This window comes from Aquincola agrisoli, from assembly GCF_036621135.1.
GTDB classification, from domain to species: Bacteria; Pseudomonadota; Gammaproteobacteria; order Burkholderiales; family Burkholderiaceae_C; genus Aquincola; species Aquincola agrisoli.
This window is the reverse complement of record NZ_JAZIBG010000028.1, coordinates 57547-82615: the sequence shown is the minus strand read 5'-3', so window position 1 is coordinate 82615 and position 25069 is coordinate 57547. Positions and strand designations below refer to the sequence as shown.

The window sequence follows — 25069 nt, the reverse complement described above, 5'->3', positions numbered from 1 at the left end:
GGCGAGGCCTCCTTCAGCGGGCTGCGGCGGCGGGCAGGGTGGCGGCGGCCGCCGCCGCGGCGGCGCTGCTGCTGCCGGCGGCGGACGCGGCGCCGCCCGGGCTGCGCGGTGCCTGGCCGCCTTCGGCCATCGCGACCGCGCGCACGGTGTCGCCGACCTTGACGCGCTGCGAGCCTTCGACGATCACGCGGTCGCCGGCCTGCAGGCCGCCCGTCACCTGCCAGCGGTTGCCCACCGCGCGGTCGACCGTCAGGGTGCGGCGGGCGACCTTGTTGTCGGGCTCCACCACCAGCGCCGAGGCCGAGCCGTTGGCATTGCGCGTCACCGCCTGCTGCGGCACCAGCAGGGCGTCGTCCTGCACGCCCTCCTGCAGCTGCGCGCGCACATACATGCCGGGCATCAACAGGCCCTGCGGGTTGGGCACCAGCGCGCGCAGCGTGATGCTGCCGGTGCCGGGGTCGACGTTGACGCCGCTGAAGGCCAGCCGGCCCTCGTGCGTATAGCGGCTGCCGTCCTCGAGCACCAGGCGGATGCGGGCCTCGCCCTCGCCGCCGCGCTGCAGCCGGCCTTCGGCGAGGTCGCGCTTCAGGCGCAGCAGCTCGGTGCTGGATTGCGTCACGTCGACGTGGATGGGGTCGAGCTGCTGCACGGTGGTCAACGCGGTGGCCTGGTTGGCGGTGACCAGCGCCCCCGGCGTGACCGTCGACAGGCCCACCCGCCCGGCGATGGGCGCGGTGATGCGGGTGAAGCCGAGGTTGATGCGTGCCGTCTCGAGCGCCGCGCGCGCGATGCCCAGGTCGGCCTGCGCCTGCTGGAGCGAGGCCTGCGACTGCTCGTTCACCTGCTGGCTGATCGCGTCGATCTTCACCAGCTCGGCGTTGCGCTGGGCGGTGCTCTGCGCCACCGCGACGGTGGCCTCGGCCTTGCGGACCGTGGCCTGCGCGCTGGCGAAGGTGGCCTGGAAGGTGGAGGGGTCGATCTGGTAGAGCACCTCGCCGGCCTTGACCAGCGCGCCTTCCGTGAAGAGCCGCTTCTGCACGATGCCGCCGACCTGCGGCCGGATCTCGGCCACCATGCGCGCCGTCGTGCGGCCGGGCAGTTCGGTGGTCTGGGCCAGGCGCTGCACCTGCAGCGTCACCACGCCGACCTCCTTCGGCCCCGCGGGCGCGGCGGCGGGCTTGTCTTTGCTGCCGGAGCAGGCGGCCAGCGCCAGCGCGGCGCACAGCACGGCGGCCGGCCACAGGCGGCCGGAAGGGGGGCAATGGCACTTCATGCGGGCATGCTGTCGTGAGAATGTGGAGGGAGTTTGAAGAGCCGTTATCGGCACCGGCATCACCTTGCCGCAGGCGCCGGAACGCGGTTTCATTGCCGCATCGTCCGTCTCGACAGCATGAAGATCAGCATCACCGCCCGATTGTTCCTGGCCGTGCTGGCCACCGCCGCCTTCGCCGTGCTGGCGATGGGCGTCGCAGCGCACTGGAGCTATACGCGGGGCTTCATCGGCTACCTCAACGAACAGGCCTTGCTGCGCATGGACGCCGCGGTGCCGCGGCTGGCCGAAGCGTACCGCGTCCACGGCGGGTGGGATTTCCTGCGCGGCAACCGGTCGGAGTGGTTCCGGGTGCTGCGCACCTCGGCCGATGCAGCTTCCGTGCCCGCCAGCGGGCCGAGCCGGCCGCCGGCCTCGGTATCGGACCTCACCGGGGCACTCCTGCGCTTCTCGTTGCTCGACGCAGGGCAGGCGCTGCTGGTCGGCTACCCGGAGGTGCATGACGACTCGGTGCGCAGGGAGATCGTCGTCGGCGGCGAGCGGGTGGGCTGGCTGCTGATGGCGCCGTTCCAGACCGTCAGCGGCGGCGGCGACGTGCGCTTCGAGCGCCACCAGGTCCGCGCCAGCTGGATGATCGGCGCGGTGTGCGTGCTGCTGGCCGCGGTGATCGCGCTGTGGGTCGCGCGCCGGCTGCTGCGGCCGGTGCGCCGCGTGGCCGATGCGACGCACCGGCTGGCGGCGGGCGAGTACGCGAGCCGTGTCGCGGTCGATTCCGACGACGAGGTCGGCCAGCTCGCGCGGGATTTCAACACCCTGGCCGACACGCTGCAGCGCAACGAGCGCATGCGGCGGGACTTCCTGGCCGACGTGTCGCACGAGCTGCGCACGCCGCTGGGGGTGCTGCACGGCGAGCTGGAGGCCATCGAGGACGGCGTCCACACCCTCAGCGCCGCGACGGTGAAGTCGCTGCAGGCCGAGGTGGCCACGATGAACAAGCTGGTCAGCGACCTCTACGACCTGTCGCTGGCCGACGTCGGTGCGCTCGCCTACCGCAAGGAGCCCATCGACGTGGTGGAACTGCTGCACACCACGGTCGACGCCTTCGCGGGCCGGCTCGCCGAGGCCGGCCTGGCGCTGGAGGAGGGCGAGCTGTCGGAGCGGCTGACGGTGCTGGCCGACGAGCGCCGGCTGCAGCAGCTCTTCAACAACCTGATGGAGAACAGCCTGCGCTACACCGACCGCGGCGGTGCGCTGCGGGTGCGGGCCCGGCCCGATCCGGCGGGCGGCGTGGAGGTCGTCTTCGAGGATTCGGCGCCCGGCGTGCCGGCCAGCCGCCTGCCGCGGCTGTTCGACCGCTTCTACCGGGTGGAGGCCTCGCGCAACCGTGCCAGCGGCGGGGCGGGCCTGGGCCTGGCGATCTGCCGCAGCATCGTGCAGGCGCACGGCGGGCGCATCGAGGCGATGCCCTCCGCGCTGGGCGGGCTGGCGATCCGGCTGCACCTGCCCGCCGCGCCGGCGGACTGGTCGAGGACGCTGCCATGACGGCCGACGCCGCCGCCGCGGTGCGGCCTGCTCGCATCCTGGTCGTCGAGGACGAGCCCAAGATGGCGTCGCTGATCAGCGACTACCTGCGCGCCGAGGGCCATGCGCCGCAGTGGATCGTCGACGGCCGCGAGGTGCTGCCGGCGATGGCCGCCGAGCCGGCCGACCTGGTGCTGCTGGACATCATGCTGCCGGGGCTGGACGGCCTGTCGGTGTGCCGCGCGCTGCGCGCGGCCAGCGACGTGCCGATCGTGATGCTGACGGCCCGTGTCGAGGAGGCCGACCGGCTGCTGGGCCTCGACCTGGGCGCCGACGACTACATCTGCAAGACCCCGTTCAGCCCCCGCGAGATCATGGCGCGGGTGCGGGCGATCCTGCGCCGCACGCGCCGCGGGGCGGTGCCGGCGCCCAACTGGCTGCAGATCGACGAGGCCGCCTGGCGCGCCAGCTACCGCGGCGTGCCGCTGGAGCTGACGCCGGTGGAGTTCCGGCTGCTGCGGGCGCTGGCGGCGGCGCCCGGGCGCGTCTTTGCGCGCGACAGCCTGCTCGACCGGCTGCACGGCGACGGCCGTGCCGTGACCGACCGCGCGATCGACAGCCACGTCAAGAACCTGCGGCGCAAGCTGGAGGCCGCCGCGCCGGGGCACGATCCGATCCGCTCGATCTACGGCGTGGGCTACAAGCTCGAGCTCTGAAGCATCGGCGCCCGGGCAGTTTCAAGCGGCGGGCGCTTGCAACTAGGGAGGGCTTTTCCGGACCGTGCCCGCTATGCTCCGCGCCCGGCGAGCCGCTATGCTCGGCACTGCTGTTTCTATCAGTTGTTTCAGAGCCCGCGAGGTGCCATCCTGCCGCCTCGTGCCCTTCCTCCGGCCCCATTCCGCTTTCGATGTCTCCGCAGGACTCCAGCTTCACGCTCGATCCCGCCGAACTGCTCCAGCGCAAGGCGGACAACGCGCGCCGCGTGCATGCGCTGCAGATCCCGCTGATCCGCCTGCTCGGCTTCGTCATCCTGAGCGTGATGGGCTTGCTGCACCCGCTGGACGGCCGCTCGCCGGCCGGCCTGGCGCTGCCGCTGCTCGTGGCCGCGAATCTCGGCTACGCGCTGCTCAGCTGGGCCGTGCTGTGGCGCTGGTACGGCCGCAGCGGCCGGCTCGACCTGAGCAGCCTCTTCATGCACCTCGACGTGCTGATGTGGTTGCTGACGTTGCAGCGCCTGGAGCAGACGCACCTGTTCTTCGGCTACCTGCTGCTGGTGCGCGTCGGCGACCACATCGGCTACGGCTTCCGCAGCGCGTTCTACTTCAGCAACGTCGTCGTCGCGGTCTACCTCGGTTACACGGCGCTGCTGACCGTGCTCGACCCTGGTGGGGCGCGGTGGCAGGAGCGGCTGGTGATCGCCGCGGTGATGTACATGATCGGCGGCTACCTGGCATTCACCGGCTTCGTGACCGAGCGGCTGCGCAACCGCACCCGGGCCGCGGTGCGCACCGCACGGCAGCTCGTCGACTCGCTCGAAACCAAGACCGGCGAGCTGGAGGCGCAGGCCCAGGAGCTTCGGCTGGCGCGCCGGCTGGCGGAGCAGGCCAGCGTCGCCAAGTCGCGGTTCCTCGCGATGATGAGCCACGAGATCCGCACGCCGATGAACGGCGTGCTCGGCGCGACGGAGCTGCTGCTCGGCACGCCGCTCAAGAGCGACCAGCGTGCCTTCGCCGAGACGGCCCGGCAGTCGGGCCAGGTGCTGCTGTCGATCCTCGACAACGTACTCGACCTCTCGCGCATCGAGGCCGGCCGCCTCGACGTCGTGGCCGAGCCGGTGCACCTGCGCTCGCTGCTGGGTGAATCGCTCGCGGTGGTGCAGCCGGCGGCGCTGGCCAAGGGGATCGCGCTCGATGTGCGCATCGCCGCCGACGTGCCGCCCCACGTGGTGGCCGATGCGCTGCGCCTGCGCCAGGTGCTGCTGAACCTGCTGGCCAACGCGGTGAAGTTCACCGAGCGCGGCGCCGTCACCGTCAGCGTGGGCCGGATGCGCGAGGCGGCCGCGGACGGCAGGCTCATGTTGCGGTTCGAGGTGGCCGATACCGGCATAGGTATCCCGGAATATCAGATCTCTCATCTCTTCGAGCCCTTCATGCAGGCAGATTCCTCCACCACACGGCAGCACGGCGGCAGCGGGCTGGGGCTCGCCATCGTGCGCCAGCTGACGCGGCTGATGGGCGGCGAGGTGCAGGTCCGCAGCGAGCCGGGCCGGGGCACCTGCTTCAGCGTCACCGCGCCGGTCGGCGAGGCGGCCGCGCCTGCGCCGGGGCCTCGGCCGGACGCACCGGCCGAGGTCCCGGTGGTCCCACCCAGCCATGTGCTGCTGGCCGAGGACAACCTCGTCAACCAGCTCGTGCTGCAGGAGATGCTGTCGCGCCTGGGCTGCAGCGTCGACGTGGTCGCCGACGGCGACGCCGCCTTCGATGCCGTCTCGCGCCGGCGCTACGACGTGGTGTTCATGGATTGCCACATGCCGATGACCGACGGCTTCGAGGCGACGCGGCGCATCCGCGCCGGCGAGCCCGCCGGCGGCAGCCGCCTGCCGATCATCGCGTTGACGGCCGCGACGATGCCCGAGGACGAGGCGGCCTGCCGCAGCGCCGGGATGGACGATTTCGTCAGCAAGCCGGTGACGATGGCGCAGCTGGCCGGCACGCTGTCGCGCTGGCTGCCCGGTGCCGGCTGAAGCCGCTCACTGGCGGCGCGTCAGCGCTCCGCCAGGTAGTGCTGCATGGTCACCGCCTCGCCGGGTGCGAGGAACGAGCGCACCCGTGTCTCCACCTGGTGGTCGGCCTGCGTCGCGCGGGAGCGCTGGTGCAGGTAGTCGGCCCACGAGGTGACGATGAAGCGCTCCACGTAGCGCGCCGGGTCCGAGAGGTCGCGGTACACGCGCCAGAACGTGGCGCCGTCACGGCGGCGCGGCCCGCGCAGGCCGGTGATGGCGTCGAGGAAGGCGGGCGCCGATTCGGGCAGGATGCGGTAGCCGATCTCCACCGCGACCGGGCCGGCGTCGGGGGCCGGCTCGTTGGCCAGCGACAGCACGTCGCTGACGGTGGCGGGCGTCACGTCGGGCCGCTCGCCCATGCGCAGCGGGAAGGGGCGCGCCAGCAGCACGCCCGCGGCCATGCAGCCGGCGGCCAGCGTCAGGGTGAACGGCAGGCCGAACAGGTCCGACAGCGCACCCCACAACGCCGAGCCGATCGCGAACGAGCCCAGCGCGCTCACGGTGTGCAGTGCCATCGCGCGGGCCCGCACCCAGGGCGGCGCGCTGGTCTGCGTGGCCGTGTTGAAGGTCGACATCGCCGCCATCCAGCAGGCGCCGCCGACCACCAGCGCCGCATAGACCACCGGCGGCCAGCGCACGAAGGCGGCGACGAGCATGACGAGGCCGTAGACGATGCAGCCGCCGTTGACGATCTTCTCCAGCCCCAGCGCGGCGCGCAGGCGGCCGATCGCCAGGCCGATGGCCACCGCGCCGCCGCCCAGGCAGCCCATCAGCAGACCGTAGCCTTCGGCGCCCAGGCCGAGCTGGCGCTGGCCGATGGTGGGCAGCAGCGCCCACAGCGCCGACCCCACGCCGCTGTAGGCGACCGTGCGCACCAGCTGCGCGAACACCGGGTGCGAATGGCGCGCGAAGCGCAGCGCGCTCAGCATGCCGCCCCACAGCCGCTCCGCCGGCAGCCGCGACGGCGGATGCGGCCGCGGCGGGTGGCGCAGTACGATGCCCAGCATCACCAGCACCGTGAGCACCGCGAGCGCGAAGTTCCACGAACCGCCCACCTGCGCGAAGACCAGGCCCGCCAGCGCCGGCCCCAGCGCCCGCGCGGCATTGAAGGCGATCGACACGCAGGTGATGGCCTGCGGCATCTCCTCGCGCGGGATGGCGTCGTTGATCGTGGAGTTCCAGGCCGGCGACAACAGCGCGGTGCAGCAGCCGGCCACGAAGATCAGCATCAGCATCGTGGCCGGGCCGGCCCAGCCGGCCAGCAGCAGCGCGGCCAGCACGCTGCCGGTGACGGCCTGCGTGATCAGCGCGCCGACGATCAGGCGGCGGCGGTCGGTGATGTCGGCCAGCACGCCGGCCGGCAGCGCGAGCAGGAACATCGGCAGGAACACGGCCGTCTGCACCAGCGCGGCGAGGAACGACGAGCCGGTGAGCTCGACCATCATCCAGGCGGCGGCCATCGTCTGCATGGCGTTGCCGATGAAGTAGAGCCCCCCGGTCAGCCAGAGCGCCCTGAACGTGTCGTGGCGCAGCGTGGTCCAGATCGAAGCGGGGGCCGTCATGTCGGGCGCGATTGTCTTCGCATTGATTGGAAATAGCTGCGGCACTGGTCATTCCGTTGCCACCTAAGACAAATCGGGATAATTGGCATCCACCCATTGGTGGATGCCTGTCGATTCCAACAACCTGACGTTGCCCATGACCAAGACCTACGCGCAATTGAAAAAGCAGATCGCGGCCCTTTCGCAACAGGCCGAGACCCTCCGGCGCAAGGAAATCGCCGATGTCGTGGCGCGCATCAAGGAAGCGATCGAAGCCTACGGGCTGACCGCGGAGGACCTGGGCCTGCAGGCCGGTCCGCGCCGGGCCGGACGCAAGACGGCGGCGGCGAAGCGCAAGACCGGCCGCTCGCGCGCCGCGGCGGCCCAGCCGCGCTACCGCGACGGTTCGGGCAATGTGTGGGGCGGCCGGGGCCCGCGCCCCCGCTGGCTGCGCGAGGCGATCGCCGCGGGCCACTCGCTGGAAGAGTTCGCGGTCTGAAGCGGTCGGCCGCCGGCGCGGGCGATCAGTACGTCACGCGGAAGCGGTAGGTGCGGTAGCGCAGCACGGCCGATTTGAGCGCGATCTGTTCCAGCACCAGGTCGGGCGCGAGCACGTCCTTTTCTCGGAACACCTGGCCGTTGACGATCAGCATGCGGTTGGCCGGGGATTCGGAATACATCGCGCCGCCCATCGTGAGCGCCGGCAGTCCGCGGCGCGCTTCTTCGGGCAGCGCCTGCATGCTGTCGTAGATGCGGGTTTCCGGCGCTTCGGCGGGGGCTGCGGCCGTCGCCGGCGGCGGCGGGGCCGCCAGCGTCTCGGCAGCCGGTGAGGGCTGCGCCGCCGGCCGCGGCGCAGGCGGCGGAACAGGTGCCCGGGGAGCGGCCGGGGGCGCGGGGGCCCGGGCGACGGTCGGGGGGGGCGCCGGCACGGCGGCAGGCGCCACCGGCGACGGCACCGCGGCCGGCGGGGGGGCGGCCGCCACGGCGGGCGACTCGCGGCGCATCGCCTGCCATCCCAGCGCCGTTGCCGCGATGACCGCCACGCCCGCGACGCTCCAGGCCACGACGGCCGGCCGATGCCGTTCGGGCAGCGGGGCGGCCGGCAGCTGGCGCGCGTTCAGGTCGGGCACGGCCGTGCGTTCGCGCTCCCGCTCGGCGTCTGCTTTCTTGAGGGCTTCGAGCACCAGCGACATCGTCTATTTCCCGCGGGCCAGGCGCGGCTCCTCGACGCCGGTGGCGCGGTTGAGCTGCATGATCGTCATGGGGCCGGCAACGCCGTCGGCCCGCAGGCCCTGGGCGCGCTGGAAGGTCTGCACACGTTCGCGCAGCGTGGCGTCGGAGGCGCGCGCCGGACCCTGCGCGGCATCGAGCCGGTGCGCCAGCGCCGCGGCCTGGGCGGCAGCACCGCCTTCGGCGGGCGGCACGCGCCACAGCGTCGAGAACTCGCCCGTCCAGGCTTCAGCGAGCGCGCCCAGCGGGACGGCGGTGACGGCATCGCCCACCCGCAGCTCGGCGCGGTCCGCCGTCAGGCCCGTCAGCAGCGCGTAGGCGGTGGTGCCCCGGCCGTCGGCCAGCGTGAGCAGGCCGGGGCGGTCGAGCAGGCGCACCTGCGCAAGGTTTGCGGTGCCGCGGAAGCACTGCACCTGCTGCTGCGCCCAGGCGGTGCACGGCTGCGCCGCATCGGCCGGCAGCGCCCACGCGGGCGCGAGCAGCCGCCAGGCGGCCTTCTCATCCTGGGGCAGCGACGCGAGCAGCCCGGCCATGTCGAAGGCCGCGGCAGCCGACGCCGCTGCCGCAGCGGCCGGGGGGCTGGCTGCGGGCGACGGCCCGATGGCGGCCACCACCGGCCCCAGCGCCCGGCGCAGCGGTCCCTCGCCCAGCACCAGCACGCCCCCCGCAGCGGCCGCCGTCGCGGCGAGGCCCAGGCCCCACGCCCAGCGGTGGCGGTGCACGCCGCGCGTCGCCACGGGCGGGCCGAACACCTCGCGCGCGGCCTGGTCGATCAGCGCGCGGTCCACGCGCGTGCTGCCGCGGGCATAGGCGCCCAGCAGCGCCCGGTCGCACAGCAGGTTGATGCGGCGCGGCACGCCCCGCGTGCGGCGGTGGATTTGCGCCAGTGCACGGCGGTCGAAGGGCAGCGCCGTCGCGAGCCCGGCCACCGCGAGGCGGTGCGCCACGTACTGCTCGGTCTCGGCAAGCGACAGCGCCTCGAGGTGGAAGCGGGCGACGACCCGTTGTGCCAGCTGCTCCAGCGAGGGGCTGGCGAGCATGGTGCGCAGCTCGGGCTGGCCGATCAGCACGATCTGCAGCAGCTTGCGCTCGTGGGTCTCGAGGTTGGTCAGCAGGCGCAGCTGCTCTAGCACGTCGGCCGAGAGGTTCTGCGCCTCGTCGATCACCAGCACGCTGTTGCGGCCCGCCGCATGTGCCTGCAGCAGGAAGGCGTTGAGCCGGTCGACGTAGTCCTTCACCGAAGCCGCGGGCGATGCCTCGGCCGGGGCCTCGATGCCGAACTCGTCGCACACCGTCTTCAGCAGCTCCACCACGGTGAGCTTGGGGTTGAAGATGTAGGCGACGCTGCAGTGTGCGGGGATCTGCTCCAGGAAGCAGCGGCACACGGTGGTCTTGCCGGCGCCGATCTCGCCGGTCAGCAGCACGAAGCCGCCGCCGCCGCCGAGGCCGTACAGCAGGTGGGCCAGCGCCTCGCGGTGGCGCTCGCTCATGAAGAGGTAGTGCGGGTCCGGCGCGATCGAGAACGGCGCCTGCTTCAGCCCGAAGAACTTCTCGTACATGGCAGCGGGGCGTCCGGGGTCAGGGGCCGGGCACCATCGGCGCGCGCGCGGCATCCGCGTCGCGGCGGCGGAAGCGCGCGGCGCGTGCCAGCAGCAGGCTGGTGATCGGCGCGGTGATCGACAGCAGGATCGGGATCAGCCACGCCGCGAGCACCGGCCGCGACTCCAGCGCCGAAAAGTACAGCACCGAGGCGAGCGACACGCACCAGCTGCCGAGCGTGATCGCCAGGGCCGGCGGGTGCAGCCGGTCGAAGAAGTCCTGCAGGCGCAGCAGGCCCAGCGCGCCGGCCAGCGCCAGCACGCCGCCGGTCACCAGCAGCACGGCCACGGGCCATTCGATCCACCAGGGAAGGGCATTCATTCGATGATCTCGCCGCGCAGGAGGAAGCGCGCCAGCGCCATGGAGGTGATGAACCCGAGCATCGCGACCAGCAGCGCCGCCTCGAAGTACATGCTGCTGTGGTGCCGCATGCCGAGCACCAGCATCAGCAGCAGCGCGTTGACGGTCAGGTAGTCGAGGGCGAGCACGCGGTCCTGGGCCGACGGCCCCTTGAACAGGCGCAGCATGGTCAGCAGCATCGCCAGCGCAAAGCAGCCGAAGGCGATGAGCATCGCCGTCCAGAGCACGGGCGTCATTCGAAGATCTCCATCAGCGGTTGTTCGTAGCGCTCGTGGATCTGGGTGACCAGCGCGGCCTCGTCCTCCAGGTCGAAGACGTGCAGCAGCAGCTCGGTCCCGTCGGGCGACAGCCGGCACCACACGGTGCCCGGCACCACCGCGAGGATGATCGCGAGCGACGCCAGCGCATGCGGGTCGCGCAGCGTGATGGGCACGCGCACGAAACCGGAATTCGGCGGGCGTCCGCCGGGAGGCACCGCCCGCAGCACGCCGCGCAGCACGTCGAAGTTGGAGCGCAGCACGTCGCCGCCCACGCGCAACACCAGCGCCAGCAGCACGCCGGGCCGGCGGATGCGCACCGCCTCCGGCCGCAGCGTCGCGGTCAGCAGCGGCATGCCCACGGCGACCGCGGCGCCCAGCAGCCACTGGCCGGCGCCCAGCGAATCGGCCAGCAGCAGCCACAGCACCAGCAGGGCCGCCGACAGCAGCGGCGAAGGCAGCAGCCGCCGCATCATCGCGGCACCTCCGGCAGGCTGCGCGGATCGGTCGGGCTGGGCAGCGGCTGGGTCGACATCACCGCCTCGATGTAGAGCGACGGCGTCTGCAGCGCCTCGGTCGTCGCGCGGGTGTAGCGCAGCACGGCCTCGGCGTGCACCGTCAGCAGCACGCAGGCCAGCAGCAGGCCGGCGATCGGCAGGCATTCGATGACCTTCAGCCGCGGTGCCGGCCGGTGCAGCGGCGTCCAGAAGTAGCGCACGCCGGCGCCGGTGAGCGCCACGAGCGACAGCAGGCCGGAGCCGATCAGCAGGCCCAGCACCAGCCAGGCATGGCGCGACGTGGCCTGCCAGTCGAAGCCGCCCAGTCCCAGCGGATTGGCCAGCGCCGACAGCAGACTGAACTTGGCCACGAAGCCCGACAGCGGTGGCATGCCCGCCACCAGCAGCGTGCAGGCGATGAAGCTGACGCCGAGGAAGGCCATCGCCGCCGGGATGGCGCGGCCGGTGATCGCCTCGCCCTGCGCGTCGAGTTCGGAAGGTTCGAGGTCCTCGACCGGGAAGTGCACCCGGTGCGCCTCGGCGTGCTCGGTCTCGGTGTCGATCTGGCGCGAGCGCTCGATCAGCTCGGCGAGCAGGAACAGCGCCGACAGCGCGAGCGTGGAGCTGACGAGGTAGAACAGGGCCCCCGCGGTGACGGCCGGTTGCGCGAAGCTGACGACGGCCATCAGCGTGCCGGAGGACACCACCACGGCCAGCGCCGCGAGCCGGTCGACCTTCTGCGACGCCAGCATGCTCAGCGCGGCCACCGACAGCGTCAGGATGCCGCCCACCAGCAGCCACCGGCCGCCGAAGAAGGCCGACACGCCGGCGGTGGCTGGGAACATCAGCGACCACAGCCGAAGCACCGTGTAGATGCCGACCTTCGTCATGATCGCGAACAGTGCCCCGACCGGTGCGCTCGCCGCGGTGTAGGCCGGCACCAGCCAGAAGTTGAGCGGCCACATCGCGGCCTTGGTGAGGAATGCGATCGCGAGGATGGCCGCGCCCGCATGCAGCAGCCCGCGGTCTTCCGGCGCGACCAGGGCGATGCGCTGCGCCATGTCGGCCATGTTCAGCGTGCCCGTCACACCGTAGAGCATCGACACGCCGACGAGGAACAGCGCCGAGGCCGCGAGGTTGATCACCAGGTAGTGCAGCCCCGCGCGCACCCGCCAGCGCCCCGAGCCGTGCAGCAGCAGCCCGTAGGAGGCCGACAGCATCACCTCGAAGAACACGAAGAGGTTGAAGAGGTCGGCGGTCAGGAACACGCCGTTCAGCCCCATCAACTGGAGCTGGAAGAGCGGGTGGAAGTACACCCCCGCGCGGTCCCAGCGGGCGATGGCGAAGACCAGCGCCGCCAGCGCGACGCCGGAGGTCAGCACCAGCATCAGCGCCGAGAGCCGGTCGGCCACCAGCACGATGCCGAAGGGCACGTTCCAGTTGCCCGGCAGGTAGACGCCGACGGCGCCCGGCGCATCGTTGTGCTTGACCCAGTGCAGCAGCATCAGCGCGAGGGCCATGCCGCCGGCGGTGGCGGCGAGGTTGATGGCCAGGTGCCAGCGGCGGCGGTGCTGGGCGGCCAGCATCAGCACCGCCGCGATCATCGGCAGCAGGACCGGGGCGATCAGCAGCGGCGTCACGGCGTGCTCCCCGGGGATTCCTCGCCGTCGACGTGGTCGGTGCCGTTGAGCCCGCGCGAGGCGAGCAGCACCACCAGCAGCAGCGCCGTCATCGCGAAGCCGATGACGATGGCGGTGAGCACCAGCGCCTGGGGCAGCGGGTCGTCGTAGTGCAGCAGGTCGAGCGGCACGCCCGGCTGCACGATCGGCTCCTTGTCGATCGACAGCCGGCCCATTCCGAAGATGAACAGGTTGACCGCGTAGGACAGCAGCGCCAGGCCCATCACGACCTGGAAGGTGCGGGGCCGCAGCAGCAGCCACACGCCCGAAGCGGTGAGCACGCCGATGGCGATGGCGAGGGTGGCTTCCATCAGGAGGTCCTCCGCGTCATCGCTTGCGGCCGTCGGCCAGCGGGCCGGTCAGCGGTTCGCGCGCGGCACGGTGGCTGCGCAGCGACTGGTGGGCAAGGGCGATCAGTATCAGCATCGTGGCGCCGACCACCAGCGAGAACACGCCGATGTCGAAGAAGAGGGCGCTGGCCACGTGCATCTCGCCGACGATCGGCAGGTGCAGGTGCGCGGTGTGGGTGGTCAGGAAGGGGTAGCCGAGCGCCAGCGCGCCCAGCCCGGTGAGCCAGGCCATGCCCAGGCCGGTGGCGATCCAGCGCTGCGGGCGCAGCCAGAAGTGCGTCTCGACCCACTGGGTGCCGGCGACCATGTACTGCAGCACCAGCGCCGAGGCGACGACCAGCCCGGCGACGAAGCCGCCGCCCGGCTGGTTGTGGCCGCGCAGGAAGAGGTGCACCGCGAACACCATCGCGATCGGCAGCAGCAGCCGCGCCAGCACCGCGGGCACCAGCATGTAGCCGAAGGCGAGCGGCGACCCGGCTGTCTGTGCGTCGGTGGGCGGCGCGAGCAGGTCGGTGGCGCCGGGTTCGGTGGGCAGGTCGCGCTGCTGGGGCGGCAGCTCGATGCTTTCCGCCGCGGGGCGGAACCGGCGCAGCAGCGCGTACACCGTGAGCGCGACGATGCCCAGCACGGTGATCTCGCCCAGCGTGTCGAAACCGCGGAAGTCCACCAGCAGCACGTTGACGACGTTGGTGCCGCCACCTTGCGGCAGCGCGCGCTCCAGGAAGTACGGCGAGATGCTCTGGGGGAAGGGGCGGGTCATCACCGCGTAGGCGAGCCCCGCCATGCCGGTGCCGGCCGCGGCCGCCAGCAGCAGGTCGCGCGAGCGGCGCAGGCGGATGCGCAGGCGGGGGCCCTGCGCCGCGTCCGGCTCGATGCGCCGCGGCAGCCAGCGCAGCCCCAGCAGCAGCAGCACGGTCGTGACGATCTCCACCGACAGCTGCGTCAGCGCGAGGTCGGGGGCCGAGAACCAGACGAAGGTCAGGCAGGTCACGAGCCCGGCGCCTGCGGCCAGGATGAGGGCGACCAGGCGGTGGTACTTGGCCTGCCACGCGGTGCCCACCGCGCAGGCGCAGCCCACCAACCACATCAGCACGAAGGTGGCCGCGGGCGGCAGGGTGGCGCGGTCGCCCCAGTCGATGCCCAGCGGCGCGACGGCGAGCGCGGCCGCCAGCACGGCGACCCCGAACAGCCACAGCATCTGCGGCTGCAGCCGGCGCGTGCCGAAGCTGCGGGTGCCCCAGCGGGCGAACCAGGCCAGGCGCGTCAGCACGCGCTCGAAGACCTCCTTGCCGTGCAGGCCGCCCGTCATCGGGGTGCGGGCCAGGCGGCCGCGCTGGAACTGCCGGCGCAGCGTCAGGTACAGCAGCGCGCCGCCCACCAGCGCCACCAGGCTCATCAGCATCGGTGCATTGAAGCCGTGCCACACGGCCAGGCTGTAGACGGGCAGCGTGCCCCCCACGACCGGCGCGGCCGCGGCCGCCAGGAAGGCGCCCACCGAGATCGACGGGAACATGCCCACGACCACGCAGGCCAGCACCAGCAGCTCGACCGGCACGCGCATCCAGTGCGGCGGCTCGTGGGGCGTGCGCGGCAGGTCCGCCGTCGGCGGGCCGAAGAAGATGTCGTAGGAGAAGCGCAGCGAATAGGCCACGCTGAACACGCCGGCCAGCGTCGCGACCACCGGCAGCCCGATCTCGACCCAGGGCAGCGAGCTGATGTAGACCGTCTCCGCGAAGAACATCTCCTTCGACAGGAAGCCGTTGAGCAGCGGCACGCCGGCCATCGATGCGCTGGCCACCATTGCCAGCGTGCCGGTGATCGGCATCGCCTTGAACAGGCCGTTGAGCCGGCCGATGTCGCGCGTGCCGGTCTCGTGGTCGATGATGCCGGCCGCCATGAACAGCGAGGCCTTGAAGGTCGCGTGGTTCATGATGTGGAACACCGCCGCCACCGCGGCCAGCGGGCTGTTCAGGCCCAGCAGCAGGGTGATGAGGCCGAGGTGGCTGATCGTGGAATAGGCGAGCAGGCCCTTCAGGTCGCGCTGGAACATCGCGGCGTAGGCCCCGAACAGCAGCGTGGCCGCGCCGGCGCCCCCGACGATCCAGAACCAGTGCTCGGTGCCCGACAGCACCGGCCACAGCCGCGCCATCAGGAACACGCCGGCCTTCACCATCGTGGCCGAATGCAGGTAGGCCGATACCGGCGTCGGCGCCGCCATCGCGTGCGGCAGCCAGAACTGGAACGGCACCTGCGCGCTCTTGGTCAGCGCACCCAGCAGCACCAGCACCAGCATCGGCAGGTAGAGCGGGTGCGCGCGGATGCGGTCGCCCTCGGCCAGCACCTCGCCCAGGTCGTAGCTGCCGGCGATGTGGCCCAGCACCAGCACGCCCGCCAGCAGCGCGAGGCCGCCCGCGCCGGTGACGGTGAGCGCCATGCGGGCGCCGCGCCGGGCGTCGCTGCGGTGGTGCCAGTAGCCGATCAGCAGGAAGGAGAACAGGCTGGTCAGCTCCCAGAACAACACGAGCTGGATCAGGTTGCCCGAGAGCACCACCCCCATCATCGAGCCCATGAAGCCGAGCAGGAACGAGAAGAAGCGCGGCACCGGGTCGGCCGGGTTCATGTAGTAGCGCGCGTACAGCACGACCAGCGTGCCCACGCCCATCACCAGCATCGCGAACATCCACGCGAAGCCGTCCATGCGCAGCACGATGTCGACGCCCAGGCTGGGCACCCAGGCGATCTGGTGGCGCACGACGCCCCCGTCGGCCACCTCGGGGAACAGCATCGCGACCTGCACCGTGCCGACCAGCGCGACGATGCCCGCGAGGGTGGATTCGGTGTTGCGGGCGTTGGAGGGAAGCAGCGCGGCGAGGGCGCTGCCCAGGAAGGGGAGGAGGACGAGAAGTGTGAGGGTATGGGGCATCGGCCGGCCGATTCTAAGGACGGGGGAGCGGTAGGCCGGCGCCTACAGAACGATTCGGCCCAGGCTGCCTGCGCCGGCCGGACCCGCGCGCGACGATCACCCCGACACAGAAATGCAGGAGCAGTGCGATGCAGGAACGGAATCCCTCCGACCCCGGCCTCGGCCGCGGGTTCCAAGATGTTTCGGTTGACGCATCAGGGAATCACCGGGTGGACAGCGGCCGCGTGCGGTCCCGTTGGCTCGCTGGCGCCGGCGGCGCCGCTGCGGGCCTCTTGTTGTGGACCTTCTACGGTGTGGTCGACGGCGCGGTAGATCGTGCGCAGGCCCGGGCCGAACAGGCGCCTTTCGCGGCGGCGGTGCAGGCCGAGGCGTCGGGCGGCGAGGAGGGCCTTCAACGGGCCCATGCGGTGTACACGCTCCCCGCGAGCGCCGAGCCGCTGCACTACACCCGCTGGCCCTGAGGATCCGCGCCGGCGCGCGCCAGCGCGCCGATCTCCACCGCCACCGCGGCGCCGAACAGGAAGATCTGGCTCGACCAGTACACCCACACCAGCAGCGCGGCGAAGGAGCCTGCCGCGCCGAGCGCCGATTGCGTGGCCGTGGTGGCCACGTACAGGCTGATCCCGTAGCGGCCGAGCATGAACAGGCCGGAGGCGACCGCAGCGCCGATCAACGCGTGGCGCTTGGGCAGCCGCGTGATGGGCAGCCAGTGGATCATCCCCGCGAAGAGCACCGTGATGACGGCCCACGACCACACGCTCTCCACCAGCGCCAGCAGCGGCGCCAGCAGCGGCCAGCTGCCGGCCAGCCAGCGCAGACCGACCAGCGCGGCCGTCTGCACCACCATCGCCACCGACAGCAGGAAGCCGCAGCCGAGCACCATGCCGGCGGCCAGCAGCCGCACGCGCAGCAGGCGCCACCAGGCGGCGCCGGCGGGCTTCTCCTCGAGCATGGCCTGCAGCGCGGCCCGCATCTCGACGAACACCCCGGTCGCGCCGACGAGGGTGGTGGCGAGCGCGAGCCAGGAGCCCCAGGCCGTGTTCTGCTGCGACAGCCGCGCGGCGGCCTGGCTGAGCAGGCCCTGCAGCACCTCGGTCTCCCGCGGCCCGATCAGGTTGGCCAGCGTGTCGAGCACGGCGGCCTGGGCGCTGCTGTCGCCCAGCACCCACACCATCACGCTGGTGACGACCACCAGCATCGGCGCGATCGAGAACGCCGCGTAGAACGCCACCGCCGCGCCATGGCTGGCGCCGTTGGCATCGCTGAAGCGGTTGAACGCCGCCAGCGCGATCCGCACGGGCAGCCACGCCATGCCGCGCTCGAGCAGGCCGCGCCAGCCGGCGGCCGGCGCGTGGGGGGTGGAGGGGGCGGGCGGTGCGGCGGCTCGGGTGTCGTGTCGGTCGTTCATCGAGGAAGAGGGTCGTTCAACCTTTGAGCAGGTGGGCGAGACGCATGCCGCAGCGGGTGTGGCCGGCGACCGTCTTCAGCAGCGCAACCAGCACGGGGCCCAGGAACAGCCCCCACACTCCCCAGAGCGCACCCCAGAACACCAGGCCGATGAAGACTGCGGCGGGGTTCATTTTGGCCGCCCGGCCCTGCAGCCAGGCCGTGACCAGCATGCCGAGGACGGTGGAGAGCACGACGACGAACGCCGCCATGCCGAACATCGCGGTCCAGGTGCCGTGCGCGAGGAAGGCCTCCGCACCGGCGAGCCCGGTCATCAGCGCCATGCCGAGGTAGGGCACCATGTGGAGCACGCCGGCCGTCACGCCCCAGCTGCCGGCGTCGGGCAGGCCGGCAGCCGCGAACGCGATCCAGATGGCCACGCCGGTCAGCACGTTGGTGATCATCAGGACCACCACGTAGCGCCGCACCTGCTGGGCGCACTCGAGCATCCCGATTTCCACGCGCCGGCGGGTGGCCGGGCGGTGGCCCCACAGGTCGACCACCCGCAGCCGCAGACGCCGGCCCCCCGCCAGCACGAAGAAGGCCGTGAAGAAGATGATGACGAGGTCGGCGACGAACTCCAGCACGACGCCGGAGCCGCTGACCGCGGTTTCCTGCAGCGCGGCCGTCGCCCGGTCGGACAGGGCGGGGGAGGAGGCGGCGGCTTCGGCGCTGCTGGCCGCGGCGGCCGGTGCCGGCCGCGTACGGGTCGGCCGGGGCGCGGTGTTCGCCGCGGGCGGCGCGGCCCCCATCGCACGGTTGGCGGCGCGGTCCAGCTCCCGCAAGGCATTGCGCGCGCGGCTGAACAGCGTGTTGCTCGCCGGTTCCATCTCGGCCACCCGGTAGGCGGCCAGGGAGATCATCTCCGGCACCCGCTCCGCCATGCGCAGCAGCTGCCCGCCGAAGGCCCCGACCGCCGCTCCCAGCAGCGCCAGCGTGAGGACCAGGGACAGCGCCGCCGCGGCGGCCTGCGAACGCAGCAGCCGCGCCAGGGCGCCCACGGCAGGGAGCAACAGCATGGCCAGCAGCACGCCGGCGACCACCGGAATCATGAAACGCTGGCCCCACCACAGCACCGCGATGACGGCCAGGGTGGCGATCGTCGCGGCAGCGACGCTCGATCTGGGGCGTTCGGTCAGGGCGGACCAGGGAGGATCGACAGGCTTCATGGCAAGGCAGCGGGGCTGTCCTCGTGGACTTCACGCAGAAAGGGCCCGATGTCCGGGGCGGAACATCGGGCCCTGCAGGTTGCCGGGGCGGGCCGGCACGCGCCGGCCGCCCGGCGGGCAGCGCTTCGTCAGATGCGGTCGCGCTCGTTGACGAACCAGCTGTCGGTGGCACTGCGTTCCCAGCTCGCCACCTGCCGTTCCGCCTCGTCCTTGGCGACGCCGTAGCGTTCCTGGATCTTGCCGGCCAGCTGGTCCCGCCGGCCGTTGACGACGTCGAAGTCGTCATCGGTCAGCTGGCCCCATTGCTCCTTGACCTTGCCCTTCAACTGCTTCCAGTTGCCTTCGATGCGATCCCAGTTCATTGGCTTGCTCCGGTAGGGTAGGGGGTGTTAGGGACGGACGACGATCGAGTTGCGGACGCTCTTGACGTTTTTCACGCCGCTCGCCAGCGTTTCGGCGGCCGCCTTCTCGGTCGCGCTCTTGGCGAAGCCGGCCAGCTGCACGGTGCCGTTCAGCGTCTCGACGCTGATCGCGCCGGCGTCGACCTGCTTGCTCTCCACCAGCTTCGCCTTGACCGCGGTGGTGATGGCCGCGTCGTCGATGTAGGCGCCAGGCGTCTGCTGGTCGCGCACCACGGCACATCCGCTCATCACGGTGAGGGCGACGGCGGAAACAACGGCTGCAAGGGTGGTACGGGCATTCAACATGGTGCTTCTCCTTCTTGTGGATAGGTAATGGTTGTCGTGGGTCACTGCTGCATCAGGTCGGCCAGTTCGTCGGCGTGCTCTTCCTCGTCGCGGAGCACATCCTCGAGCAGCCGGCGGGTGGTCGGATCCTTGTCGCCGATGAGGTCGATCATTTGGCGGTAGGCCTCGACGGCGACACGCTCGGCGATCAGGTTGGCCTTGACCATGGCCATCAGGTCGGTGTTCTCGTCGTAGTCGGCGTGGCTGCGGCGCGTCAGCGTGTCGGGTGAGAAATCGGGTTCGCCGCCCAGTTGCACGATGCGTTCGGCCAGGCGCTCGCTGTGGGCGGTTTCTTCCTGCGCATGGACGAGGAACTCTTCAGCGATCTTCGGGGCCGCCAGGCCCTTGGCGGTGAAGTAGTGGCGCTTGTAGCGCAGCACGCAAACCAGCTCCGTGGCCAGCGCATCGTTGAGCAGCTTGACGATCTGGTCGCGCCAGGGGCCGTAGCTGGGGGTGACGGCGCCTTCGTCGAGGCTGCGCTTGGCAGCCTCGAGCGCCTCTTCGTTCAGCACCAGTTCCTGGCTGGCGTCCGTGGCACCGAGCGGGAGCACGTTGGCGGGCTTGCGTTCTGACTTCATGGATGTTCTCTGGGTGGCTTCTGGCGAGAGGGAGGGAGGTGCGGTCGATCAGAGCTTCTTCGCGGCGCCGATACCCAGCAGCGCGAGGCCGACCACCACGATGAACAGCACCAGGAACACCACGAAGAGGACCTTGGCGATGCCGGCCGCACCCGCAGCGATGCCAGTGAAGCCCAGCAGGCCGGCAACGAGCGATATGACGGCAAAGATCACGGCCCACTTCAGCATTCCTGTTTCTCCTGCGAGGCCTGGTGAAGGCCGGTGAAGTCACTTTAGGTTTCGCCGATTGCGCGCCGAATCGGAAGTCGGGCCCTCGTGCTGTAGGACGGAGCCGCGTGCAGGCGCGGCATGGGCAAGGCAAAAAAAAGCGCGCCGAAGCGCGCCTGGAAAAGCCCATCGCTTGAACCGAAGTGCTGAGGGAGGAGGGAGAGATGCACTTCGAACGATGGGCGTTGGGGTGGGTTGTCAGGCCGGCGGAGCGGCGGCCGCGGAAGGTTGCGGCGGCGCGGGCTGCGGGGCCGCGGCCTGGGGGTCGCCTGCCTGGGGTTCATCGACCCGGCCACGGCGGTTCGCAAAGCGCATCAGCGTCGCGACCACGGTGTCCAGGGGCACTGCCGATACCAGCCGCGACGCCACCTGCGAGGCCAGACCGGCGAAGAGGGCGGACTTCAACACGAAGCGCCAGGGCTTGATGCGGACGACGATCGCTCCGGCGACGAGCGCCGCGCACACCATCGCCAACGGGTACCGCCGCACGAGCGGGCCTGCCGCGTCGCGCGCAGCGGCCCCGGCGATGACGCCGAACGCATGCACGGGGTGGCTCTTCCACCAATTGGTGACGGCGTCGTAGACGGCGGCAGCCACCGGATGCTCCTTGAGCTTGGCCATCAGCAGGTCGATGCCGGGCAGCCCCGAGGCGTCGCCGACCGTGGCCTTGCGACGGCGCTTGCTGCCGCCCTCGGTGAGGAAGCTGCGCATGCGCGCCCGGGAGAGCGCGAGCCGCTCGGCCGGCGTCTGCGGCGGCAGGGCCGCCACGCCCGGCTCGTGGGCCGTTGCCTCGGCCTCGAAGGGGTCTGCAGCCATGCCGCTCATGAGGCGCTCACTTCACGCAGCATGGCCATGTCGGCTGCGAACTGTTCACGCAGCGTCTCGAATCCGTTGCCCTTGGCCTCGTTGCTCAGGGCGATCCAGCAGCCCAGCGCCACCACCGTGGGCACCCCGGGCACCACGAGCAGGAGCCAGGGTGCACGCATCGCGGCATCGGGCGTCACGGCCCAGAGCATCGCGGCCACGCCGATCAGGACCAGCGCCACGCCGAACGAGGCCAGCGCGACGATGCCCAGCACCAGCCGCCGCCGCCACCGCGCGCTGGCGGCCTGGACCTCCTGGGCGACGAGGTCGGCGTAGGCCTCGGCATGATCGGCCAGCATCTGCGGCTGCGATGCGATGAGTCGGAACAGCGCATGGAACATGGTGCGGCGTGGGCTGGGGATCGTTGAAAGAACGTTGCCGGCGCAAGCCGGCAAGACGACGCAGGCCCGCACCGCTCACGGGGCCTGCTGGAAACGGGTCGCCACGAGGCCGTGGCGACCGACGGGCTGCGCCTCGGCGCCGGCCCGTACCGTCAGTCGCGGCGCGAGCGGCTGATGAGGGACACCAGCGCCATCAGCGCCGCACCGGTCGCCGCGGCGATCAGCATCGACTTGACGGGTTCGTCCTTGATGTAGCCGACGGTGTTGTCGGACACGCGGACCGCGCCGTCGCGGATCTGGGCGGTGCGCTCACGCACCGAGTCCAGGCCGCGCCGCGCCAGCGATTCCGCTTCGTTGGCCAGGCGGTTGATGGCCGGCACCGCGGAGTCGCGCAGCTCGTGGATCTTGTCGGACAGCTGATCCAGCGATTCGTTGGCCACGCGCTGCGTCGACCGGATGGCACCGTCGGCAGTCCTGGCCGCTTGGTCGGCGATGTCCGTGGCGCTCTTCGAGGGCGTTGCAGAAGCGGGGGAGACCATGGTGGATCCTTTCTGTGGGGTCAATGGAAAGTGTGTTCGTCAACCGTCGGAACAGCCTCGCGGTGGGCTTCTAGGTTAACGGCTGTCATCGGCTCGTCAACCCTTTCGGATCGCACCCATGATGAAGCTGGCGACGGCCAGGATCACGAACACGAAGAACAGGATCTTCGCGATGCCCGCGGCACCGGCAGCGATGCCGCCGAAGCCGAACAGCGCGGCGACGAGGGCAATGACGAAGAAGACGACGGCGTAGTGCAACATGAGTTTCTCCTGAAGCGGGCCGGGCCCGTGGTTCTCTGGGATCGACGCCCGTGTTGCCTTTGGTTCAGCGGGTTGCGGGCTGCGATGGAAGGAGATTACGGTTCCCGCCCCGCACCCGCCATGAGAGCGCGGGCCGCGCGGCTGTCGGTCGACTCGGGCGCCGACTGTAGGAGGCGGCTGACGCCACTCAGGTGGCTGTGCTCGCGGGCTGCTCCGCCGGCTGCATCGGCAGCTGCGCCGTCACCTGCGTGCCCAGGCCCGGCGCCGACTGGATGGACAGCTCGCCGCCTGCAGCCTCGACCCGGTAACGCATGCCCAGCAGGCCGTGCGCCGAGGCGTGGCGGCGTCCGGCCTCGAAGCCCACGCCGTTGTCCCGCACGCTCACCTGCACGTGGCCGTCGGCTTCCTTCAGCGTCAGCTCGACGCGTGTGGCCTGCGCATGCTTGGCGATGTTGGTGAAGGCTTCCTGCACGACGCGATAGGCCGTCAGCTCGTCCGCCGGCTTCAGGTGCACCGGCGTCAGCTGGTTGCTGACGTCGAGCTGGCTGCGTTCGCCGAATTCGCGCGCCAGGATCTCGAGCGCCGGCACCAGGCCGAAATTGCTCAGCGTCGACGGCCGCAGGTCCTCGATGATCCGGCGCTTGAGGGCGATGCCGCTGTTGAGCGTTTCGCTGAGGTGCGCGAGCCGCTCCGATGCTTCGGGCGACGTGGTGCCGAGCCTCGACTTGATGCGCGCCGCGTCCAGCTTGGCTGCGGTGAGCAGCGCCCCCAGTTCATCGTGCAGCTCGCGCGCCAGGCGGCTGCGCTCGTCCTCGCGCGCGGTCTGCAGATGCTGGGCGAGCTCGGTGAGCTGGCGCGTGCGTTCCGCGACCTCGCGCTCCAGGTCGTCGCGCTGGCGCAGCATCGCCATCTGGCGCTCGTGCTGCTGGGCGTCGAGGGCGCGCGTCTGCCGCAGGTACATGAACAGCGCCAGCAGGCTGACGGCGCTCATCGCCGCCACGCCAATGCGATGCAGCAGGAGCGTGTCGTAGATACCCTGCCTTCCGGCCTGCACACGTTTGGATTCCATCGCCAGCAGTTGCTCGGCGGCGTTGCGGATCTCGGCCATTTTTTCCCGTCCGATGTCGAGGAGCAGCAGTTCCTGCCACACCTGGTGCTTGCCTTCGCGATAGAGCGAGAGCACGGTGGACAGTTCGGAGAGCTTGGCCTCGACAAGTTCATTGAGCTTGCGGATCGCGGCCACTTCTGACGGACGGTGGCCGTAATAGTCGGTCAGAAAGCGTTGCGAAGCGTGTATCTCGTCTAGCGCGGTGCGGTAGGGCTCGAGGTACTGCTCGCGTCCGGTCAGCAGGAAGCCGCGCTGGCCGCTCTCGGCGTCGACCGTGCGGCGCAGCAAGGACTGGATGTGGGTCTGCGCGGCCGTCGCCCGCCCGAGTTCGTCGAGGGTGCCGGTCGCCTGCAAATAGGCCGTCTCGGTGATCAGGATCATCGCCACGCCGGCCAGCAGGGCCAGCGGAAAGGCGAAGGGACTGCGCTTGACCCGCGCCAGGATGTTCAGGGCCGCGGCTTGCATCTACACTCGCCTTCGACTTTTCAGATGTTTGTTGGGGTTGTATCGAGCATGATCAGAATCGCGATCGTCGATGACCATGCCATTGTGCGCTCCGGTCTCAAGCAATTCTTCTCCGAGCAGGTGGATCTTCGTGTCACCGGAGAAGCGGCCAACGGGCGCGAGGCGCTCGATCTCGTGCGCAAGGGCGAAGTGGATGTGCTCGTCATGGACCTGTCCATGCCGGACCAGAGCGGGGTCGATGCGCTGGCGGCCATCAAGGCGCGGGCGCCCGACCTGCCGGTGCTGATCCTCAGCGGCTTCCCGGAGGAGCACTACGCCACCACGCTGCTGAAGCAGGGCGCCAGCGGCTACCTCAACAAGGAATGCGACCCCGAGGAGATCGTCACGGCGATCCGCACGGTGTACCGTGGCCGCAAATACATCACCTCGGGCGTGGCGCAGCTGCTGGCCGACGGCCTGCAGGGCGGCGGCGACAAGGCGCCGCACGAAACGCTGTCGGAGCGGGAGTTCCAGGTGTTCCTGCGCCTGGCCAAGGGCGAGACCATCGGCCACATGGCCGACAGCATGTCGCTGAGCGTCAAGACCGTCAGCACCTACCGCTCGCGCGTGATGGAGAAGATGAACCTGTCCTCCAACAGCGACCTCACCTACTACGCCTTGAAGAACGGCCTTATCCAGTAGGCTCGCGGGTGCGTGGCCGCCTCGGCGGCCGCTTCGGGCCTGCTGCGGGCGACGGGAAGCGCGGGACTCGGTCAGACGAGGTCGCCGTGGTGCGTGTCGCCACCGCCGCCGGCCGCCAGCCGCTCGCAGTAGTTGATCAGCGCATCGATCTCGTTGGATTTGTCGAACACCTTGTCGGCGCCCAGCTCGAGGCACTTGCGGCGCATGTCGGGCGTTGCGTAGTTGCTGAAGACCACCAGCTTGCAGCGTCCGCGCGCGTTGACCGTGGAGCGCAGCACCCCGAGGCCCGAGCCGCCCTTCAGGAAGATGTCGATGATCACCAGGTCGCATTGCTGCGCATGCTGCGTGAGCCAGTAGACCGCGGTGGATTCGTCTTCCGCCGTGCCGACCACTTCGAGCGGCACCATCTCTTCCAGCGTCGCTATCAGGTTCTCACGGATGACCGGGCTGTCTTCAACGATGTAGGTCTTGAGATTCGCCATCGACTGCGGCGGCATCTGGCCTTTGCTGGACGGTGCGGCTTGCTGTCCTGCGGAAGGATTACGGCCCGGAGGGGGATGGGTGGTGATGATGGACGGCACGATGGGGATCCCGG

The 25069-nt window shown here is 71.0% G+C and carries 28 protein-coding genes; 6 read left to right on the top strand and 22 right to left on the bottom strand.

Annotated features, from left to right (window positions below):
- Positions 1-13: 13 nt before the first annotated feature.
- Positions 14-1273 (bottom strand): efflux RND transporter periplasmic adaptor subunit, encoded by a 1260-nt coding sequence (locus V4F39_RS12050; protein WP_332289674.1) that lies wholly within the window; start codon positions 1271-1273, stop codon positions 14-16.
- Positions 1274-1390: 117 nt separating this feature from the next.
- Here V4F39_RS12050 and baeS point away from each other — a divergent pair, with 117 nt between their 5' ends.
- The 3 genes from baeS to V4F39_RS12035 all read left to right on the top strand — a co-directional run bounded on the left by baeS (position 1391) and on the right by V4F39_RS12035 (position 5534).
- Positions 1391-2812 carry a sensor histidine kinase efflux regulator BaeS gene (baeS, locus tag V4F39_RS12045; RefSeq protein WP_332289673.1) on the top strand — a complete coding sequence of 474 codons (1422 nt, stop codon included), beginning with the start codon at positions 1391-1393 and terminating at the stop codon, positions 2810-2812.
- A complete protein-coding gene (locus V4F39_RS12040) occupies positions 2809-3507 on the top strand; it encodes a response regulator (RefSeq protein WP_332289672.1) in 699 nt (232 codons plus the stop codon). Before baeS ends, V4F39_RS12040 begins: the two co-directional genes overlap by 4 nt.
- 191 nt (positions 3508-3698) lie before the next feature.
- Complete coding sequence (locus V4F39_RS12035; protein ID WP_332289671.1) at positions 3699-5534, top strand: ATP-binding protein; 1836 nt, start codon at positions 3699-3701, stop codon at positions 5532-5534.
- A gap of 20 nt (positions 5535-5554) precedes the next feature.
- On the opposite strand, the gene V4F39_RS12030 is transcribed toward V4F39_RS12035, so the two are convergent.
- The gene (locus V4F39_RS12030) at positions 5555-7135 is read right to left on the bottom strand and encodes an MFS transporter (protein WP_332289670.1); all 1581 of its coding nucleotides are present in this window, start codon (positions 7133-7135) and stop codon (positions 5555-5557) included.
- A gap of 136 nt (positions 7136-7271) precedes the next feature.
- Between V4F39_RS12030 and V4F39_RS12025 the strand changes: the two genes are divergently transcribed.
- Complete coding sequence (locus tag V4F39_RS12025) at positions 7272-7613, top strand: H-NS histone family protein (RefSeq protein ID WP_332289669.1); 342 nt, start codon at positions 7272-7274, stop codon at positions 7611-7613.
- A 25-nt stretch (positions 7614-7638) separates the two neighbouring features.
- On the opposite strand, the gene V4F39_RS12020 is transcribed toward V4F39_RS12025, so the two are convergent.
- From V4F39_RS12020 to V4F39_RS11985, 8 genes are read right to left on the bottom strand one after another with little or no spacing between them, the layout of a single operon-like run.
- Positions 7639-8307 carry a general secretion pathway protein GspB gene (locus tag V4F39_RS12020; protein ID WP_332289668.1) on the bottom strand — a complete coding sequence of 223 codons (669 nt, stop codon included), beginning with the start codon at positions 8305-8307 and terminating at the stop codon, positions 7639-7641.
- Positions 8308-8310: 3 nt separating this feature from the next.
- The gene (locus tag V4F39_RS12015) at positions 8311-9903 is read right to left on the bottom strand and encodes an AAA family ATPase (protein WP_332289667.1); all 1593 of its coding nucleotides are present in this window, start codon (positions 9901-9903) and stop codon (positions 8311-8313) included.
- A gap of 19 nt (positions 9904-9922) precedes the next feature.
- Entirely contained in the window at positions 9923-10264 is a 342-nt protein-coding gene (locus V4F39_RS12010) for a Na+/H+ antiporter subunit G (RefSeq protein WP_332289666.1), read from the bottom strand.
- Entirely contained in the window at positions 10261-10539 is a 279-nt protein-coding gene (locus V4F39_RS12005; protein WP_332289665.1) for a K+/H+ antiporter subunit F, read from the bottom strand. The genes V4F39_RS12010 and V4F39_RS12005 overlap by 4 nt, the downstream gene beginning before the upstream one ends.
- Positions 10536-11036 (bottom strand): Na+/H+ antiporter subunit E, encoded by a 501-nt coding sequence (locus V4F39_RS12000; RefSeq protein ID WP_332289664.1) that lies wholly within the window; start codon positions 11034-11036, stop codon positions 10536-10538. Before V4F39_RS12000 ends, V4F39_RS12005 begins: the two co-directional genes overlap by 4 nt.
- Complete coding sequence (locus tag V4F39_RS11995; protein ID WP_332289663.1) at positions 11033-12697, bottom strand: monovalent cation/H+ antiporter subunit D; 1665 nt, start codon at positions 12695-12697, stop codon at positions 11033-11035. The genes V4F39_RS12000 and V4F39_RS11995 overlap by 4 nt, the downstream gene beginning before the upstream one ends.
- Positions 12694-13047, bottom strand: a complete 354-nt coding sequence (locus tag V4F39_RS11990) for a Na+/H+ antiporter subunit C (protein ID WP_332289662.1) — start codon at positions 13045-13047, stop codon at positions 12694-12696. Before V4F39_RS11990 ends, V4F39_RS11995 begins: the two co-directional genes overlap by 4 nt.
- A 16-nt stretch (positions 13048-13063) precedes the next feature.
- Entirely contained in the window at positions 13064-16009 is a 2946-nt protein-coding gene (locus V4F39_RS11985) for a monovalent cation/H+ antiporter subunit A (protein WP_332289661.1), read from the bottom strand.
- Between the two features lie 224 nt (positions 16010-16233).
- Here V4F39_RS11985 and V4F39_RS11980 point away from each other — a divergent pair, with 224 nt between their 5' ends.
- The gene (locus V4F39_RS11980) at positions 16234-16470 is read left to right on the top strand and encodes a hypothetical protein (protein WP_332289660.1); all 237 of its coding nucleotides are present in this window, start codon (positions 16234-16236) and stop codon (positions 16468-16470) included.
- Here the strand turns inward: V4F39_RS11980 and V4F39_RS11975 are convergent.
- From V4F39_RS11975 to V4F39_RS11925, 11 genes are all read right to left on the bottom strand, one after another.
- A complete protein-coding gene (locus V4F39_RS11975) occupies positions 16452-17417 on the bottom strand; it encodes a YihY/virulence factor BrkB family protein (protein ID WP_332289659.1) in 966 nt (321 codons plus the stop codon). The genes V4F39_RS11980 and V4F39_RS11975 overlap by 19 nt on opposite strands.
- A 16-nt stretch (positions 17418-17433) precedes the next feature.
- Entirely contained in the window at positions 17434-18624 is a 1191-nt protein-coding gene (locus tag V4F39_RS11970; RefSeq protein ID WP_332289658.1) for an AI-2E family transporter, read from the bottom strand.
- A gap of 128 nt (positions 18625-18752) precedes the next feature.
- Positions 18753-18986, bottom strand: a complete 234-nt coding sequence (locus V4F39_RS11965; RefSeq protein WP_332289657.1) for a CsbD family protein — start codon at positions 18984-18986, stop codon at positions 18753-18755.
- A gap of 27 nt (positions 18987-19013) precedes the next feature.
- The gene (locus tag V4F39_RS11960) at positions 19014-19331 is read right to left on the bottom strand and encodes a BON domain-containing protein (RefSeq protein ID WP_332289655.1); all 318 of its coding nucleotides are present in this window, start codon (positions 19329-19331) and stop codon (positions 19014-19016) included.
- A gap of 41 nt (positions 19332-19372) precedes the next feature.
- Complete coding sequence (locus tag V4F39_RS11955; RefSeq protein WP_332289654.1) at positions 19373-19948, bottom strand: ferritin-like domain-containing protein; 576 nt, start codon at positions 19946-19948, stop codon at positions 19373-19375.
- A 48-nt stretch (positions 19949-19996) separates the two neighbouring features.
- Entirely contained in the window at positions 19997-20176 is a 180-nt protein-coding gene (locus V4F39_RS11950) for a DUF1328 family protein (protein WP_332289653.1), read from the bottom strand.
- A gap of 237 nt (positions 20177-20413) precedes the next feature.
- On the bottom strand, positions 20414-21031 hold the full coding sequence (locus tag V4F39_RS11945) for a hypothetical protein (RefSeq protein WP_332289652.1): 618 nt from the start codon (positions 21029-21031) through the stop codon (positions 20414-20416).
- 5 nt (positions 21032-21036) lie between these two features.
- Positions 21037-21420 carry a hypothetical protein gene (locus tag V4F39_RS11940; protein ID WP_332289651.1) on the bottom strand — a complete coding sequence of 128 codons (384 nt, stop codon included), beginning with the start codon at positions 21418-21420 and terminating at the stop codon, positions 21037-21039.
- 152 nt (positions 21421-21572) lie between these two features.
- Positions 21573-21959, bottom strand: a complete 387-nt coding sequence (locus tag V4F39_RS11935) for a hypothetical protein (RefSeq protein ID WP_332289650.1) — start codon at positions 21957-21959, stop codon at positions 21573-21575.
- A gap of 96 nt (positions 21960-22055) precedes the next feature.
- Complete coding sequence (locus V4F39_RS11930) at positions 22056-22220, bottom strand: DUF1328 domain-containing protein (protein WP_046115482.1); 165 nt, start codon at positions 22218-22220, stop codon at positions 22056-22058.
- 187 nt (positions 22221-22407) lie between these two features.
- Positions 22408-23793 carry a CHASE3 domain-containing protein gene (locus tag V4F39_RS11925; RefSeq protein ID WP_332289647.1) on the bottom strand — a complete coding sequence of 462 codons (1386 nt, stop codon included), beginning with the start codon at positions 23791-23793 and terminating at the stop codon, positions 22408-22410.
- A gap of 48 nt (positions 23794-23841) precedes the next feature.
- Between V4F39_RS11925 and V4F39_RS11920 the strand changes: the two genes are divergently transcribed.
- On the top strand, positions 23842-24474 hold the full coding sequence (locus V4F39_RS11920) for a response regulator transcription factor (protein WP_332289646.1): 633 nt from the start codon (positions 23842-23844) through the stop codon (positions 24472-24474).
- A 71-nt stretch (positions 24475-24545) separates the two neighbouring features.
- Here V4F39_RS11920 and V4F39_RS11915 read toward each other — a convergent pair whose 3' ends face one another.
- Complete coding sequence (locus V4F39_RS11915) at positions 24546-24956, bottom strand: response regulator (protein WP_378234967.1); 411 nt, start codon at positions 24954-24956, stop codon at positions 24546-24548.
- Positions 24957-25069 lie beyond the last annotated feature (113 nt).